At 48.1% G+C, this 18,342-nt stretch carries 12 protein-coding genes; 7 read left to right on the top strand and 5 right to left on the bottom strand.

Annotation, left to right across the window (positions count from 1 at the left end; genetic code table 11):
• The first annotated feature begins 154 nt into the window (after nucleotides 1-154).
• From FSB84_RS12735 to FSB84_RS12715, 5 genes are all read left to right on the top strand, one after another.
• The gene (locus FSB84_RS12735; protein ID WP_130544564.1) at nucleotides 155-3,727 is read left to right on the top strand and encodes a SusC/RagA family TonB-linked outer membrane protein; all 3,573 of its coding nucleotides are present in this window, start codon (nucleotides 155-157) and stop codon (nucleotides 3,725-3,727) included.
• Nucleotides 3,728-3,756: 29 nt separating this feature from the next.
• Complete coding sequence (locus FSB84_RS12730; protein WP_158643879.1) at nucleotides 3,757-5,160, top strand: RagB/SusD family nutrient uptake outer membrane protein; 1,404 nt, start codon at nucleotides 3,757-3,759, stop codon at nucleotides 5,158-5,160.
• A 130-nt stretch (nucleotides 5,161-5,290) separates the two neighbouring features.
• The gene (locus FSB84_RS12725; RefSeq protein ID WP_130544566.1) at nucleotides 5,291-6,178 is read left to right on the top strand and encodes an ABC transporter ATP-binding protein; all 888 of its coding nucleotides are present in this window, start codon (nucleotides 5,291-5,293) and stop codon (nucleotides 6,176-6,178) included.
• Nucleotides 6,179-6,183: 5 nt separating this feature from the next.
• Nucleotides 6,184-6,852, top strand: coding sequence for a hypothetical protein (locus tag FSB84_RS12720; protein ID WP_130544567.1), 669 nt, complete (start codon nucleotides 6,184-6,186; stop codon nucleotides 6,850-6,852).
• 1 nt (nucleotide 6,853) lies between these two features.
• Nucleotides 6,854-8,089 (top strand): DUF4857 domain-containing protein, encoded by a 1,236-nt coding sequence (locus tag FSB84_RS12715; RefSeq protein ID WP_130544568.1) that lies wholly within the window; start codon nucleotides 6,854-6,856, stop codon nucleotides 8,087-8,089.
• 173 nt (nucleotides 8,090-8,262) lie between these two features.
• On the opposite strand, the gene FSB84_RS12710 is transcribed toward FSB84_RS12715, so the two are convergent.
• Nucleotides 8,263-8,544: a hypothetical protein gene (locus FSB84_RS12710; protein WP_127130529.1), complete on the bottom strand. Its 282-nt coding sequence runs from the start codon at nucleotides 8,542-8,544 to the stop codon at nucleotides 8,263-8,265.
• Nucleotides 8,545-8,847: 303 nt separating this feature from the next.
• Here FSB84_RS12710 and FSB84_RS12705 point away from each other — a divergent pair, with 303 nt between their 5' ends.
• A complete protein-coding gene (locus FSB84_RS12705) occupies nucleotides 8,848-11,829 on the top strand; it encodes a DNA polymerase III subunit alpha (RefSeq protein ID WP_130544569.1) in 2,982 nt (993 codons plus the stop codon).
• A gap of 9 nt (nucleotides 11,830-11,838) precedes the next feature.
• On the top strand, nucleotides 11,839-13,062 hold the full coding sequence (dinB, locus tag FSB84_RS12700; RefSeq protein WP_130544570.1) for a DNA polymerase IV: 1,224 nt from the start codon (nucleotides 11,839-11,841) through the stop codon (nucleotides 13,060-13,062).
• Here the strand turns inward: dinB and FSB84_RS12695 are convergent.
• The 4 genes from FSB84_RS12695 to FSB84_RS12680 all read right to left on the bottom strand — a co-directional run bounded on the left by FSB84_RS12695 (nucleotide 13,019) and on the right by FSB84_RS12680 (nucleotide 18,274).
• Nucleotides 13,019-13,819, bottom strand: coding sequence for an SOS response-associated peptidase (locus FSB84_RS12695; protein WP_130544571.1), 801 nt, complete (start codon nucleotides 13,817-13,819; stop codon nucleotides 13,019-13,021). The genes dinB and FSB84_RS12695 overlap by 44 nt on opposite strands.
• A 9-nt stretch (nucleotides 13,820-13,828) precedes the next feature.
• Nucleotides 13,829-14,068, bottom strand: coding sequence for a hypothetical protein (locus FSB84_RS12690; protein WP_130544572.1), 240 nt, complete (start codon nucleotides 14,066-14,068; stop codon nucleotides 13,829-13,831).
• 790 nt (nucleotides 14,069-14,858) lie between these two features.
• Nucleotides 14,859-16,964, bottom strand: a complete 2,106-nt coding sequence (locus FSB84_RS12685; protein WP_130544573.1) for a tetratricopeptide repeat protein — start codon at nucleotides 16,962-16,964, stop codon at nucleotides 14,859-14,861.
• Between the two features lie 20 nt (nucleotides 16,965-16,984).
• Complete coding sequence (locus tag FSB84_RS12680; protein WP_130544574.1) at nucleotides 16,985-18,274, bottom strand: OmpA family protein; 1,290 nt, start codon at nucleotides 18,272-18,274, stop codon at nucleotides 16,985-16,987.
• Between the last annotated feature and the right edge of the window lie 68 nt (nucleotides 18,275-18,342).

Raw genomic sequence — 18,342 nt, 5'->3', positions numbered from 1 at the left:
AGTAAAAAGAAAAAAGTAAGCCCGCAAAAAAACCCGGCAGCATTGCTACTGACGGGTGGCCCACAGATGACTGGTACTCACCTGTGGCAATTCGGGCTACCATTTGACAAACCTGTTACAATTGCATTTGATTAACCCAAAACTAAACGAAGTTATGCATTTAACTTGTAAGAATGCAGGCCTGCGCCGGCATTCCATTCAATTACCCGGGGCGCAGCAGACGCCCGGCGGACCCGCCGTTTTCAGCCCGTTTCCCCGGTTACAACAAACACTGCGTATTATGAGGCTGCTTATGTTTTTTATGCTCGCAGGATTCCTGCAGGTTTCAGCCAGTGGAGTATCCCAGACCGTAACGCTTTCCATGAGAAAAGCCCCGGCAGAAAAAGTGTTCCGCAGTATCGAACAGCAAACCGGATTCACTTTCATCGTATTCAAAAAAGACCTTGAGAAAATGCCTTCCGTTACCCTCAGGCTCGAGAATACACCACTGAAAGATGCACTGGACCAGTGTTTCGAACACAGCCCATTTACTTATATCATCGATGATAAAAATATTATCGTGCAGGCAAAACAACCGGCATCTCTTGCATTTCCTCCATTGTATCCGACTTATATCGTGTACAACGGAGTAGTGAAGGGGCCCAACGGACAACAGCTGCCTGGCGTGAACATCCAGGTGAAAGGCACTCAAACCGGTACTGTAACCAACAACGACGGCGCTTTTTCCATCAATGCCAATCCGGGAAATATCCTCGTGATCAGCGCTATCGGATACGAAACAGTAGAACACAAACTGGTCAGCAATGACACTTCCATCACCATCGTGATGAAGATCAAAACCAATATCATGGACACTTCAGTAGTGACCGTGGTGAACACCGGCTATCAGAGCTTTAACCGCGATCGCGCCACCGGCTCTTTCGGATATATCGGCAGTGTGGATCTCGACAGGCAGATCGGCGCCATCGATATCACTCAGAAATTCCTGATGCTGCCCGGCGTACAGCTCGTGAACGGCAATCCGATCATCCGCGGAAAAAGCTCTCTCAACGCATCGCAATCCCCCCTCCTCGTAATCGATGGCTTTGCCTCTGAACTCGGCTACAGCAGTATCAATCCGAATGATGTTGAAAGTATCACCATCCTCCGCGACGCTTCCGCTGCATCCATCTGGGGAGCACGCGCATCCAACGGCGTGATCGTGATCACCACCAAACAGGCAAAGAAAGGTTCAGGCCCTCCCGTATTCTCTTTCAGCTCTTCCATACAGTTCCTGGAGATGCCGGAGATAGAAGCCCTTCGCATCGCCAACTCCTCCCAGCTCGTGGATGTGGAGATCGAAGCGCTCGACAAAGGCTGGTACAACACCAACAACCCCGAAAATAATGTAGGCTATTCCAGAGCATATGAAATCTACCGCAACCGGAAGAACAATGTGATCTCAGAAGAAGAAGCGAAGAAACAATACGATGTACTGCGCAACAATGACGCCTGGTCGCAAAAAGACCTGTTCTTCCGCACAGGTCTCCTTACCAATCAGCACCTCTCTGTTTCAGGCGCTACCAACCAGAACAGGTATTACATCTCCATGAATTACCAGGACAACAAAACCACAGCGCGTCAAACAGAGTATAAGCGCATGAACCTCCTCGTGAAAAACAGTTACCAGATCATTCCCCAACTCCGGTTCGATGCAGACCTCAACATCACCTATCAGAAAGGAATGAACAATGGCCTGAGCACCTACGATTTCGTGCGGCAGCGCCGCTATGAAATGTTCCTGGATGAAAATGGCAACTACGTTCCGGTGTACGAACCTTACAGGACCATCCAGCGCAACCAGGAATTGATGAACAAAGGGTATCTCGACTGGAACAAGAACCTGAAGAGAGACTTCGACAATTTCGACAAGACCTGGAGCATCTTCGCACCACGCATCAACTTCACCCTCGCATGGAACGCCACACGCGCACTCTCCTTCGAAACAAAATTCCAGTACGAAAGAACCGAGAACAGGAACGACGATTACCAGAATCTCGAGATCTACAATACCAGGAGGCTGATCAACGAGTTCACCATCATCGGATCGGACAATAAACCTGTTAACCAGTTACCCTCAGGCCCCATCTTTTACCAGAACAATTCCAGTATACAGGCCATCAACTGGAGGAACCAGGTCAAATTCGATAAAGAATGGAACGGATCACAACACCGCGTGAATATCCTCGCCGGTACCGAAATCTCCAGGGTGAGAACACTGGAACGCAAAGACCGTTACCACAATTATGATAAGCAAAGACTCACTTACAGCCAGATCGACGCCGACAAACTGGCCGGAGGCGTTACCGGATGGAACGGCGGAAATTTGAACTATGCACCGATCTTCCAGCCGGTAGTTGATAAAGAGAACCGCCAGTTCTCCATGTATGCCAATGGTTCTTACACTTATGATGACCGCTATATTGTGTCGGCCAGCGGACGTATCGACAAATCCAATCTCTTCGGTGCAACCACCAATGATAAGATGACGCCACTCTATAGTTTCGGCCTGGCCTGGAATCTGAGCAAAGAGAAATTCTTCCGGGCAGACTTCATCAACAACCTGAAACTCCGCGCCACTATAGGACTGAACGGTAATATCGACAGGCTCACCAGTAAAGTACTGGTAGGCATTCCCAGGACCAACGACTATTCTACCGGTGAAGACTACCTGGATATCGAATTCCCGGAAAACTCCAAACTCCGCTGGGAAAGCACCCGCAGCACCAACTTCGGAGCGGACATCGATCTCTTCAACCATCGCCTCGAAATCAGCGCTGATTACTATATCAAAAAAAGCTACGACCTCCTCGGCTATGTACAGGCAGATCCATCCGTTGGTTTTGAAAAAGTGTACAAGAACACAGCCGAAGTAAGCAACAAAGGCATCGATATCCGCATCAGCGGCGATATCCTGCGCAAAGGTGATCTCCGCTGGACATCCACCCTCAACCTTTCGCTCAACAAGAATAAAGTAACGAAAGTATATGTTCCCACCCCTTCCATGGACACCTACCTCACCGGCGGCAAAAGCAGGGAGAAGGAAGGCAAACCCATCGACTATTTCTACAGCTACAACTGGGCGGGGCTGAACGGGAATGGTGAACCGATGGCGTATAATGATAAGGGTGAGAAAGTCCCCTGGAGCACTTCCCAAACTCCCAAACTGGAATGGCTCGTGTATTCCGGCAGCACAGTCCCGAATGTTTTCGGTTCATTCATGAATGTGATCAGCTGGAAAAGATTCACACTCACCCCCATCTTCACATACCAGTTTGGCGCTGTAATGCGGGCCCCTGTTACCTATGTGCGCTCAGGCATTCCCGTACTGGAAGATATTTCAACAAGATGGCGCAAAGCAGGCGATGAGAACATCACCAACCTTCCCGGACTCTTTACCACTGCCAATGAACCTTATCAGCGCAGGCTGTTCTACGCACAGAATTCCAGCAGGGTGGTGAGCGCGGATTTTGTTCGTCTCAGTGTACTGAGCCTGAGTTACAACCTGCCACAACGCTGGACAGGCAACATCTTCCGCAATATTCAACTGGCGGCCCAGGGCACCAATGTTTTCCTCTGGAAGAAAAACGATCTCGGTATCGACCCCGAAGCCATCACAAGGAATTCTGGCGACCTCAGTCTGCCTGAAGTGAAAACATGGACCATCCAACTGAAACTGGATTTCTAATTATTTGGTTAAGCCTAAACTGTTCCGAAATGAAAAAATTACTCAGCATCATGATGGCAGGACTTTTGTTCGCGGGATGCGACAAATACATCGACATCAACGAAAAGGGAAAAGTAATTCCCACCACCATCGATGACTTCTATGATATCATGTGCGATTACAGTTATTTCATCATGAGCTCCAGCAATGCCTTCATGGCCAGCGATGATATAAAAGTATACAAAGATGAAGTGAACCGCATGTTCTTCGGCGCCGATATGTTCACCAACGGTTATCTCTGGAAGGATTTCATATTTGTGAATGAACAGGATAATGACCAGGACTGGAACTTCCTGTACAAAACCATTTATAAATCCAATGTGGTGCTGGACAAGATCGACAAAGCCACCGGCTCCAATGAAGTGCTGCGCAAAAAAACAAAAGGCGAAGCGCTGGCACAAAGAGCCTATTCCTATTTCATGCTGGTGAATCTCTATTCACAACATTATAATCCTGCTACCTACGAGAAAGACCTGGGCGTTCCACTCTACCTGGTAGCAGATATCAATGATGCCAAACCACGCGCTACAGTAAAAGCGGTATACGATCAGATCGAGAAGGACCTGACAGATGCATTGCCACTGTTGCCTCCGACACCTGAATTCAATTACCATCCCAGCCAGGCAGGCGTGAACGGACTGCTTGCTAAAGTATATCTCTACCAGGGAAAGTATGAACTGGCAAAACAAAAAGCACAGGCTGCATTGGATGTATACAGTTTCCTGTACGATCTCAAGGACATGGACTTCATTCCCGGTCTGCCGAAATACCTGGGCGTGGCCGGCGCTCCCAACCGTGCCATCGATAACAGGGAAGGTCTCTGGCACAAACAGGCGCATAATACTTTCATCTATATGATCGGCGTATACATGTCTGATGAACACCGCGCGCTCTACAACAATAAAGACCGCAGGCTCTACCTCACACTGATCGAAGAAGGCATGTTCGGCAACAACCAGCATGGTCTCAATATCTGGCCAAAAGAGAAATATTTCAAGATCGGCGTATACACGCCCGAGTTATATCTCATCCGCGCAGAATGCAATGCCAGACTGAACCAACCTGGTCTCGCCATCGATGACCTCAATACCCTTCGTGCAAAAAGATTCCTGCCTGCCGACTTCGTGGCCATCGACAGGAACCAGACCGATCTGCAGGCCCTCGAACTGGTACTAAAGGAACGCAGGATGGAACTGTTTGCAGAAGGATGGAGATGGTTCGATCTCAAACGCCTTAACCTTGATCCCAGGTTCAGAAAAGATATCAGCAGGGACTGGGGCGGAGAAACCATCACACTGAAACCAGACGACAAGAACTATGTACTTCCCATTCCCAAAAAAGTGATGGTCCTCAACCCGCTACTGGAACAAAATCCGAGAGATAACAGACAATAACCACTGCCCCCCATAGTGCGGAACGCAGGGTCCGGTGCAACCCGTTTGAAGCACCGGCCGCCCTGCGGCTGTCCGCCCTATGCCTGGTCAGTTCATTTAAAAATGGGCGCAGCCCTTATCAAGTATCGTTATGGAGAATATCGTAGAATGTAGAAACCTTACCCATTACTATGGGAAAAAGCTGGTGTACGAAAACCTCAGCTTCAATATCCGGAGAGGCAGTATCCTCGGATTGTTAGGCAAGAATGGTGCGGGTAAAACCACTACCATCAATATCATCAATGGCTTTCTCACTCCCAGGAGCGGGGAATGTATCATTCTCGGCGAGAACTCGCGCAACCTCTCTCCTGCAGTGAAAGCGAAGATCGGCTTCCTCATCGAAGGTCATATCCAGTATGCCTTCATGAATATCCACCAGATCGAAAAGTTCTATTCCGGCTTCTATCCCAACTGGAAACGCGAAGCCTATTTTGAACTGATGGCCAAACTGAAAGTGACGCCCAAACAGAAGATCAGCACCATGAGCTGCGGACAACGCTCACAGGTGGCACTGGGTCTCATCCTGGCCCAGGACCCTGACCTGCTGGTGCTGGACGATTTCACACTTGGCCTCGATCCAGGCTACCGCCGCCTCTTTGTAGACTATCTCCGTGAGTATGCGAAAGCAGAGAACAAAACCATTTTCACTACATCCCATATTATCCAGGATATGGAAAGACTTATAGACGATGTGATGATCATGGACTATAACCGCGTGCTTGCCTACATGCCCCTCAGCCAGTTCATGGGCACCTTCCGCCAGTTCAATTTCGACACCACCGCCAATGAGATCGTTTTCGGGAAAAACGGACCGATCGTAAATCACGAAAGAGTAAAAAATACTGTAGAGCTCTATACCTATGCGCAGCAGGATGAAGTGAGCGCTTACCTGGATGCCCGGGGCATTCCCTTTTCTGATCTTCGTGCTGTTGAAATAAGCCTGGAAGACGCATTTATTGGATTAACCGGAAAATATTAATAATCATGCTACCCTCTATTTTTTATAAAGAATGGATCAAGATCGGGAAGATCTCACTCCTCCTCACTGCTGTTGGCCTGCTTATCATTGCAGGCATCCACCTCACCGTACGTCATGACCTGCTGATGAAAGATGCAGAGATCTACTGGGCTGATATCGTGTACCAGAAGTATGTCTATTTTTCCATTTTCAAATTCCTGCCGCTCATCACCGGCCTGCTGATCGGACTGGCGCAGTTCATTCCGGAAACGGTAGACAAAAGGATCAAGCTCAGCCTGCACCTCCCCATCAATGAAGAAGAGATCGTATTGAAGATGGCAGGGATCGGCACCGGTATCCTGCTGCTGATCTTTAGTCTGCTCTTTGCCGTTATGTATGGCTGGAGCCTGGTATACTTTCCCGCAGAGATCGTAAAAAAGACTGCCGTGAGCATATTGCCCTGGTTCTTCTCCGGGCTGGCAGCCTACTTCCTCGCCAGTTTCGTGATACTGGAACCGATCTGGAAATACCGCATCCTGTACATGATCACCGGTGTCGCATTCCTTACATTGTTTTACAAAAGCAATGTATCGGGCTCTTATCAACCCGCTATCCTGCCACTACTGATCTGCACGCTGATGCTCAGTATGTCATCACTGTTTTCTATTTACCGATTCAGAAAAGGAGAAATGTAATATGATACCCAAAATTAGTCGTTACCTGCTGGTGGCAGTCGCCGTGATCACATTCGCATATGTACTGCCTTCCATTTACAATGTGCTGTTCGATACCCGCATCAATGCACCTTATATCACTTACAGCACCACACACAAAGAATATTTTGCCGCACTCTGGCAGGACGGGAAATCCGTTTTCACAGACAGACACGGGAAAATCTATACCCAGCAACAGTTCATGGAGAATACACCCATCGAGAACTATTCTTACCATCTCTCGAAAGGCACTTATCTCGACAGCTTCGCAGGCATGCGCCTCGATCCGCGGCAATTGCAGCGCGAGAGTTTTTTCAGCTGGCTGGAATTATCGCAACTCAATACACCTGTGTATGGCATCTATCCCTTATTTGAATCGCAACCTGAATTCGGATTGAGCTTCTCGAAGGATTATTTCCGTATCGGCAAAAGGATCGAATTCATCGATGCAAAGACCAACAAGCTGAACGAAGCCAAGAGCAAACAATTCAATGAAGTACTGCAAAGGGAAGGATTCAGCTATCCTGCAAAGATGGCCGCCGGCCTGCCTACCCTGATGAAGAAAAGGGACGAAGGCTGGTTCATTGTAGACAACAAAGACCAGTTGTTCCACCTGAAGCTGATCAAAGGCGAGCCCTGGCTCAAAAAGATACAAACACCTGCCGGTATGCAATTCAGGTATATTGTTTGTAACGATTTTGATGCCGATGAATTCTATGCCATCATCATCACTCCCGATTCCAAAATTTATGTGCTGAACAAGAAAGATTACAGCACAACCCAATTACCCGTGGAAGGCTACAATGTCAACAATACCAGCGCCATCATCAGCGGTACGCTGTTCAACAAAACAGTAGTAGCCCGATCAGACAAAGGTGTGCAGCTCACTACGATGGACAGGAACTATAAAGTGATTGATAAATATTTCTACCCACTGCCACAGAAATCGGAAATGGCCATCGGCAAAGTGGCTTCCGCCCTCTTCCCTTTCCAGCTGGATCTCAGCTCCCCGCACAATGAGTTCATCAGCTTTCACCTGAGCGACAGCAAAAACTGGAGCTGGCTGGTATTGAATCTTGTACTGGTTATTATAACATTGATACTTATACGAAGAGAGGGAAAAAGTCTGGGAAGAAGTATTCCGGACCTGGTGATCGTTGCACTGACAGGCATCTTTGGATTCCTGGCCGTGCATATCATTCCGAATAAGCAATATTGATAAGGTAAGCAATACTCTGATGTAGCAAACAAGGGGCGGCCGAAGGGTCGCCTCTTTGCATTCCGGGCACTGCATAAAAAAGAGCCATCGCTGAGATGATGGCTCTTTGAAAATGATCAGTGTGCTGAATGGATAAGGCTAATGCAACATGCGTTTATCGCAAGAAGAGCGGATTATGTTTTACCGGTTTTGCTTTTCTTTTGTTCCATGTACTGGCTGAATGCCAGATCGAGGATAACCTTCTCATCCAATGAAAACAATTTGCTCAGCATGAACAATTCCTGCAGGGTGAATTTCTCGATATGGTTCATCAGTGTAGTGAACCTCACGTTCTGTGTTCCCATATCGGCAGCAACAATGCTTTTGGGAATGATCGTGAACAACTGATTGAAAGTACTGATGTCACCCTGTTCAACCATTCTTTTTGCGGCAATATATCTTGGATCGTCAACCATAAACCAAATTTCATTTGAATTATACTTTTGCGCGTCTTCGTGGCTATTTATTTTAAGTACTCATTCCACTTTTTTTCTATTCACTATTCTACTTTTATTGCATGCAGATTATACTTATCTTTCTTTCTCAGTAAAATTTGATATTCTCAAAACTCTCATTCCATCTGCATTTCAAAGACTACTTTCCACTTTTCTTAAAAACCTCATGCCCTCTTCCGCAACAAAAATACTAATTTCTTTAGTATTCATCATGCTAAAATTATTAGCAGAAGTTGTAGGTTTGAAAAAGAAAATCGCCACCGGATGTATTTGAATTGCAAAACATATTTCAGCTTTCATTATGGTACTTACAGCACGGCAGAACTGGTACAGGCAGGCATGGAAACCGGGGCTACAACATTGGCACTCACTAATATAAATACCACCTGTGATGCCTGGGAATTCGTTTCCCGCTGCAAAGAATCAGGTATCAAACCTATCCTGGGTGCGGAAGTCCGCAATGGTGATCAGCTGCTGTATATCTTACTGGCAGCCAACAATCGCGGCTTCACCTGGATCAATGCGTTCCTGTCTGGTCATCTCTCAGCCAGCAAGCCTTTTCCTGTGAAGGCCGGACAGGAACCATTTTTCCAGGACTTATGGGATGGCTATGTGATCTATCCATTGGGTAGCAAGCCGGTAGAAGAACTCCTGCCCAATGAAATGATCGGTGTTCTTCCCGAAGAGGTGAACAAACTCTTTGGAATGAGTAATCAGTACAAAGAAAAATTTATCATTCGTCAACCTGTAACCGTACAGAACAAGAAGTACCATAACGTACATCGTCTGCTGCGGGCTGTTGATAAAAATATTGTACTCTCGAAACTGGAATCAGACGCTATCTGTGCAACCACGGAACAGTTTGTGGCCCCGTCCAGGCTGTTCGAAGCTTTCATGCAATACCCGTTCATTGTCACCAATACATTCCGTCTCATCGATATGTGCAGCATAGAAATGGAATTCGGAACAGACAAGAACAAGAAATTTTTCACCGCCAGCAAAAAAGATGATGTGCAGCTGCTGCGAAAGCTGGCTTACGATGGTTACCGCTTACGGTACGGCAACAACACAAAAGCCATCGACAGGCTCAACAAGGAATTGCAGGTGATAGAAGATCTCGGTTTCACCGCATATTTTCTTATCACCTGGGATTTCCTGCGGTATGCTTCCAACCGTGGGTTCTTTCATGTAGGACGCGGCAGCGGCGCCAATTCCATTGTGGCCTACTGTCTGAAGATCACAGATGTTGACCCGCTGGAACTGAATTTATTCTTCGAACGTTTCCTCAATTCCGAGCGTACATCGCCTCCTGATTTCGATATCGATTTCAGCTGGCTGGACCGGGACGAGATCATCGATTATATCTTCAAACGCTATGGAGAACAGCATGTGGCGCTGGTGGGAAGCTACGTCACTTTCCAGTACAATGCTGTTGTACGCGAGCTGGGCAAAGTGTTCGGTCTTCCTTCCAAAGAGATCGATGATATGGGAGCGCGCGGTTATTATTATGGCGATAGCAGGAAGGAGCGTTTCAACAAACCTCAGAGTGATCAGTACCATTCACTGATCATGCAATATGGAAAACTGATAAACAATTTCCCGAACCATCTCAGTATCCATGCAGGCGGTATGCTGATCAGTGAAGCGCCCATTCATTCCTATACTGCCACCTGGATGCCGCCAAAGGGATTTTCCACCACGCAGATAGACATGCATGTGGCGGAAGATATCGGCCTGTACAAATTCGATGTGCTGAGCCAGCGCGGACTCGGACATATCAAAGAGACTGTAAGGCTGGTGAAGGAAAACAGGAATATCAGCATCCAGATAGATGAGGTGGAAAAGTTCAAGAACGATCCTAACGTACAGGACCAGTTGCAGAACGTGAACACCATCGGTTGTTTCTATGTGGAGAGTCCTGCCATGCGGCAGTTGCTCAGCAAGCTTAAATGCCGCGATTATCTCACGCTGGTATCCGCCAGCAGTATCATCAGGCCCGGCGTGGCCAGCAGCGGCATGATGCGGGAATATATCAAACGTTATCATAACCCTGAAACCGTACAACATCTCCATCCCCTGATGGGAGAATTATTGAAAGACACATTTGGTGTAATGGTATTTCAGGAAGATGTGATCAAGGTGGCGCACTTTTTTGGTGGAATGTCCATGGGCGAAGCCGATGTGTTGCGGAGGGCCATGAGCGGCAAATACCGCAGCCACAATCGCTTTGCACTGATGAAGGAACAATTCACACGCAATTGCAGGGAAAAAGGATATCCTGATGAGCTGAGTGCAGAGGTTTGGCGTCAGATGGAATCCTTTGCCGGGTACAGTTTCTGTAAAGCACACTCTGCCAGCTTCGCTGTCGAGAGCTTCCAGGATTTATATCTGAAGACATATTATCCTATGGAGTTCATGGTGGGTGTGCTGAATAACTTCGGGGGATTTTATTCACAGGAACTGTACTTCCTGGAATTGCGGAAAACGGGCGCCACCATCCATCTTCCCTGTGTGAACAATAGTGATTACCTCACCAATATCAGGGATACTGATGTGCACATGGGTTTTGTGAACCTGAAAGGGCTGGAGAAACAGCTCATCGAGACCATCATCCTGGAACGCAGCCTACACGGCCATTTTGAGCATCTGCAGGATTTCATAGAGCGTACCAGGCCCGGTGCGGAGCAGCTGAATATCCTGGTAAGGATCGGCGCACTCCGCTTCACCGGAAAGAATAAAAAGAGACTGCTGTGGGAATCCAATTTCCTGCAAAAGAAAAATACAGAATCGCATATTGGTCACCGCTTGTTCCAGGAAGCACCGCTTCAGTTCCGGTTACCGGAACTGACGGATAATCCTCTGGACCACCTTCACGATGAAATAGAGCTGCTCGGCTTCCCTTTGCGTAATCCTTTCGAGCTGGTTGAGCAGGATGAGTCCACCCTGCTGGCCGGTGATCTTCCGAATTACCTGGGCAAGACGGTGACCATGCAGCTCTATTTCATAGATTATAAAGCAGTGCCTACCAAAAACCAGGAAGTGATGAGCTTCGGCACCTTCATAGACAGGGACCTCAACTGGGTAGACACGGTGCATTTTCCGCTTGCGCTCCGCATATACCCTATGAAAGGAAAAGGTTTCTATCGTATCCGTGGGAAAGTAGTGGAAGACTTCGGTGTATTCAGCGTGGAAGTTGATTACATGCAGAAGATCGGTTACAGGGAAAGACAATACGCAAACCTTTAAGCCCATGTTATGTTCATCAACCATGAGCGGCATATCGCTCACCTCGACCTCGACGCATTTTTTGTATCTGTAGAATGTTTGAAAAACAGCTCCCTGAAAGGAAAACCATTGATCGTAGGCGGCAGCAGCGACAGAGGTGTTGTGGCAGCTTGCAGCTATGAAGCCCGTTCTTTCGGCATCCACTCAGCCATGCCGGTGAGATTAGCCAAAAGGCTCTGTCCGCATGCGATCATCCTTCAGGGAGATATGGAATCCTACAGCAACTACTCACGCCTGGTAACAGATATCATCCGTGATTCCGTTCCATTATTCGAGAAATCTTCTGTAGACGAGTTCTATGTAGACCTAACGGGAATGGACAAATATTTTGGCTGCTGCCGGTTCACCACAGAGCTCCGTCAGAAACTGATGAAAGAAAGCGGCCTGCCCGTTTCCTATGCGCTGGCCAGCAACAAGCTCATCAGCAAAGTGGCCACCAATGAGGTGAAGCCCAACGGACAGATCGAGATCCCTTTCGGTTCCGAGAAAACCTACCTGGCGCCGCTCAGCGTAGCCAAGGTCCCCGGCATTGGAAAAGAAACAGCTTTCCTTCTCCTGCGCATGGGCGTGGAAACAGTAAAAGTGCTCAGTGAGATCCCCGTAGAAATGATGCAGAACCTGCTCGGCAAGAATGGCATCGAACTATGGCGACGCGCCAATGGCATCGACGATACGCCCGTTATCCCTTATCACGAGCAGAAATCCATCTCCACCGAAAGCACTTTCCAGCAGGACACTATCGATGTGGAATTCCTTCGCTCCCAACTGGTACGCATGACCGAAAAGATCGCCTTCCAGCTACGCGAGCAGAACAAGCTCACCGGCTGTGTAACAGTGAAGCTGCGCTATTCCAATTTCGATACCGTTACCAAACAGCTCAGCATTCCCTACTCTGCAGCGGACCATACCCTGCTCAAAGCGGCAAAGGACCTGTTCGAGAAATTATATGAGAGAAGGATGCTGGTGCGCTTACTTGGCATCCGCTTCACGCACCTGGTGCCGGGTAATTACCAGATCAACCTGTTTGAAGACACGCAGGAGATGATCAGGCTCTACCAGAGCATCGATCATATCAAGCACCGTTTTGGCGAAGGATTGCTGATGCGTGCAAAAGGACTGGAATCGATGCCCTCCGAGATCCGCCACCACCCTACATTTCAACGGGCGTCAATTCGGGATATTCGAAAGGGGTAGTTGGATCGGTCATGGCCCTGAAATCTTTGGCGATGGTATAGGCCGACATCTGTTCTGCCGCAACAGGCGATGCAACAATTTTTTTGATCTCCTCTTCACTCAAGTCTCCGAACAGCCAGTCCCATGCCTGGTCTTCCGACAGGATCAGCGGCATCCGCATTTTTGAATTATGGATCTGTTGCATCAGTTTGTTGGCAGCGGTTGTAACGATGGCGAAACTGTCCACCGTTTCGCCCGTGTCTTTATCTGTCCAGCTTTGCCAGATACCCGCCATGAAAAAAACTTCCTGGCCTGGCAGCACGATATGATAGGGATATTTAACAGCGGTCTTGAGTGGTTTGCCCTGCTTACCGATCGGATGTACATGTCGCCATTCAAAGAAACCCGAACTGAGCACCAGGCAGCGTCGGTTCAATGCAGCATCCCTGTACATTTTTCCTGGTTGCAGCATTTCCTCTCCCACCGCATTCAGAGTAGTGATGGGGGGATGGAATTTCCCATTCGCATCTTTGTAACCATTCCGGAAATTGACCACAGCCTCGCGATTCCTCAGATAAGGCGGAATAAAGCCCCATTCCATCTGCGTGATCTCAAAATCCTCTTTTCCCTCAACCCGTTTCAATACCGGCGCCTGCGAATAATCGAATCCGATGATCATGGGCCTGTTGAGCAATTCCAGTTTGGCAATGGCTTTCTCCAGTTGTTTCAACCGGATGAATTCAGACCTGGTAACCTTCACTCCATTATAGTAGCACATAGGACAAAATTACTGTTTGATCTTTTCTTCGATCAGAACTCCAATCTTCGCAGCGATCTCGAGCCGGCCTTCCGGAATGGATGTCCAGAAATATTTCTTTTCCGCATCCATGGCTCTGGTCACAAAGAATACGCCCGGCTTTTTATCATTCGTGATCTTGTATACCACGCTTTTGCCGCTGCGGATGATTTCCACTTTCAGTGTCTGCTGTTCATAAATAATCTCGAATGGAATATCCTGATCTTTCATAACACCTCAATTTACACTTTTTCCCTTTCCGGGCCGGGCGGGGTATGAAAGTGCGGGCTGCGGAAACAAACCGGCGCGGGAGGATTTTGTTTGAGCTTTTGTGGGGTTGGGTTGGGCGGAGGTACTGGGCCGGGCTGCTTCGCTTATGTTTCCAAGGCCCTCACTTTCATACCCCGCCCGGCCCCTGCCAACCTGCGTGGCAGGAGATGGATGTTTGACAAGGCTGATTTGCTGATAAAAATGAACAGGTGAATTGGGATCATACATTGCCGAGAAAAAAGAGAAAATGGGAAAGTGGAAAAGTCAAAAACAGATAATCGAAAAAAATTCAGGGAAAATGAATGAAGATGAAATGCTAAAAAATCCGGCAGGGGCAACTTAAAAAAAGTGAAAAAAGATTAATAGGCCCAATAAGAAGAGAGCGAAGAAATGAGAAAGAAGAACAGAGGAAAGAATGTATGAAGAAATAACAAATAAAAAAACGCAATCTATAAATTGCTGCTATAACAAAGCAAAGATCAAACCTGAACACCATCAACGGTTGGTTTGGTACCCCGATGCAAACAATGCGGGGTGTTGAAATATCTCTGCCGCACCTCCATGAATGCCAATGGCGGCGGGATATGAACAAATGGAGCCTTGGAAACATAAGCGAAGAAGCCCGGCAGTGCTCTATCGTTTCATCCAACCAACCCACAGTCCAATAAACATCCACCTGCGTTGGTTTGTTTCCACAGCCCCATTTGTTCATATCCCGTCGCCACACAGCAAAACAATAAAAAGGCGGCCCTTATTTAAACACGCCGACAGCGTTTGCGATCCTGCTGAGGCTGCCGTCAGCAAAGGTCCAGCCGGAGTTGACTCCGAGAGTATAACCGAATTCGCCTTCTACTTTGATTTCTTTTTGGGGCAGTTGGTCTTTGCCGATGCCGCCAGGCAGTTCCACTTTTGCTTCGCCTTTGATGGAGCCTTCCGCTTTCACGGCGATGCCCGCATCGATGATCTTGTCGTCTTTATCCCATACGATGTAAAATGATTGTGTGGCGCTGCCGCTGACTTCACCGGAGAAGATGCCCCATTCTTTTGATCCCTGGAATTGCAGTCCGGCGCCGAGGCTCATGGTGGTTTGTTTGCTGCCCACGAAGCTTTTGGTGGCAGTGAATACCAGTCCTTCTCCCGCAGTGAATTCAAATTTTTCGCAATTGAGTTTGATCTTACCGATGATGAATTTGATATCGATATCGATGGGACATTCCATTTCTTTGGTATTATCCGATTCATCTTTGGCATATGCTTCAGTTCTTTCATCGTCACAACGGCCACCGGCGCAAACGAATGGATCATATGCCAGCCTTTCCAGTTCTGTGAGATACTTGCTGCAGGCATCATAGAAGGCGGCGCGTGCCAGGTGTTCATTGAAGCCTGAGAGGTATCCATAAAAGGCGCTGTAGTTGAACTGCCAGCGGATGAAGCGGAGATGTTCGTTCTGGTAATCCATTTTGGCGGCAGAGATGGCGCCCTGTGCGGCATTGCCGAGAGCTACCTGTTTCTGGCATTCTTCTTTGCTGAGCCTCTCGATGGCGGCGCAGTCGGCACCACGGCCTTCACCGCAATCATACTGGCTTTTCTTCTGAGCATACTCTTCTGCGATCTTTTCACTTTTTTCCCTGTACTCCCTGATGAGGCGGTGGTAAGCGGAGTCGAGTTTATCCATGCGCCTGCCGTGATCAGGCAGATCCACGGTAGCGAGACGCATGCCGATATCCATCATTTTTCTTGCAGCAGCAATATTCACCGGGCTTCCGATCGATGGAGGAGTGCTGAGTGTAACGCCTGTTTTGAGGGCATTCAATACAGTCCTGTTCAGTTTTTCACTTTCCTTGCTGAGCAGTTCTTCTCCTTTTCTTCTTTCTGCGGCGGCGAGATTATTGTAGGCTGCCGAGAGGTTGCCTACGAACTGCCTGAAATCATCATGCTCCTGTTTGATATAAGGCGCGTCAGCCGGACCGGAGCATTGTTTGGGAAGTTTGTATTTAAATTCATTGAAGTAAGGAAGATCGATGGGAGAGCCGATGGGCGGCAGTTTGGCGTAATAATTCCCACCCGTGCATTCATCAAGTCCCTGCAGGGCTTCCAGGTTATGAGCGCCTTTGAGAGATTCCTGGAAATGTTTGACAGCTTCGGCTGTGCGACCACGTTGCTTCTCTATCTGACCAGCCGTATTGCGGGCTTCCGGATGTTGTGGGGATTTTTTAAATACTCGTGCGAAATATTTCATTGCCGTGTCCAGCTGTCCTACTCCCGCATATGCCTGACCGAGATTATTCAGCAGCATCGGGTTCTCGGGATACCTGTTCACCAGTGTTTGCAGGACCGGCAGGGCATGCCTGGCAGCGCCGCCTGCATTGAGCAGTGCACCGAGGTTATTGAGCAATAATGGATCTTCCGGCTTTTTGGCGCCAGCCTGCAGGAGCATGAGAATGCCCTGTTCCTGAGCGCCGTTGTACCAGGCCGAAACGCCCGCCACACCTATCTTGTCTGCATTGCCGCCGAGCGATTCCGTTGCTTTCTGAGCAGCCTGGATGGCGCCGACTGGCATTTTTGTTTTATAAGCAGTGTAAAGATTTTGCAGGTAAGAGCTCATACTGCCATTGCTCATCGGTCTGGCAGGCAGCGCGGCCAATGCTGCATTATCGCGGGTTGGAAATTTCTTCGGCTTGTTCTCCGCTTTCTCCTCTTCTTGCATCGCCTTTTTCATCCTCGGGTCCGACTTCGCCTTTTCTGCCATTTTTTCGGCACGGCGGATCAGTTCTTCCAGTTCCTTTTCAGACATATTTTCCTGGGCAAAAGCGCTGCCCGTAAGCAGCACCAATGCCAGCATTGCAATAAACTTCATGGCTATACGATCTGTTCTGATTACAATTTGATGAATTCCACACGGCGGTTCTGTGCCTGTCCTTCTTTTGTTTTGTTGTCGCCAACAGGTTGTGTTTCTCCTTTTCCTTCGGCCTGCAGCCTTTCTTCTTCGATCTTATGATCCTTTACCAGTGCGTCTTTGATGGCTGCTGCCCGTTTTTTGGAAAGCTCCAGGTTGGCCGCATCATCGCCATCGCTGCTGGTGTGACCAATGATCTTTACTCTGAGATCTTTATTCTCTTTCATCAGGTTGCCGATCTCTTTCAGCACACTATTGGATTCGGGTTTGATACTGGCGCTGTTGAGATCGAAGAGGATTCCCGTTGTAGAGAATTTCCCTTCATCCAGCAGTTTATGTCTTGTATCCGGAACGCCTGTGGCTACCTTGATGTTGGAGATATAGATCCCGAAATTGCTTTCGTTGTAAAAAACATAATCGGACACTCCGAATACCAGGTTGTTGAAAGGAATGGAAGAACCAACCACTTCAGGAATATCGAAAACCTTGTTGCCATCTATCCAAACACGTACGCGGCTTTTCTGTACCTGGATGGCATAGTGTGCAGGTTTGAAATAAGATTTGCTGAATGCAGCAAAGTCTGTATTGCCGCTGCTGAAACTCTGGCTGCCTTTTTCGCGGGAATAGAGTTCGGCCTTGGAGATGAGGTCCAGATTAGGTTTGGTGGTGATACTCAGTACATTTTTATCCATCCACTCAGACTCCGACCACAATGATTTATCAGTTGCTTTTTTGGTGCCGCTGCTGAACATGCCGAATTTGAAGCCCGGTAAGAAGCGCGTTCCCTGTGGCGCTGTGCCATCAACGATCAGGTCGAACTCTACGGTGAAATTCTCACCGAAAGGTTTGTTGTTACCGAATAGATAAGTAGCTCCGGTGAACATGCGCATCCATTTACCAGGAAAATTTTCCAGCGTCACTACTTCCCCTTTTCCCCTGGTATTCCAGCCCAGTGGCAGTTCTCCGATATTGTCCTGTGCGAGATCTTCAGCATACAATACCTTTTCACCCGGAATAAAATCATAGCGTGAGTAAGCGGCAATGGGGCTTCTGGCTTCGGTCCCGCCCGGTTTGTTTTCTTCCCCGCTTGTCTTATTTTCTTCTTCTTTTGTTTTTTCTTTGGGTGGATCGAGAGATTTGTCGATTTCCCTGTCTACTTTATTGTCCAGTTTTTCCTTTATCTTGTTTTTGGCTTTATTAACCAAACCACCCAACTGAGCCTGTGAAACGAAGGGTGCAATGAACACACATAACAGAATGAGCTTTTTCATATCGATGATTTAACGGGAGCAAAGCTACTGCGGCCAGTTGTGCGGCTCAATCGCATAAACATGCTAAC

Origin of the sequence: Pseudobacter ginsenosidimutans (genome assembly GCF_007970185.1) — a bacterium.
In the GTDB taxonomy this organism is placed as follows: domain Bacteria; phylum Bacteroidota; class Bacteroidia; order Chitinophagales; family Chitinophagaceae; genus Pseudobacter; species Pseudobacter ginsenosidimutans.
Note: the sequence above shows the minus strand (reverse complement) of the source record. Positions and strands in the feature narration are given on the sequence as shown.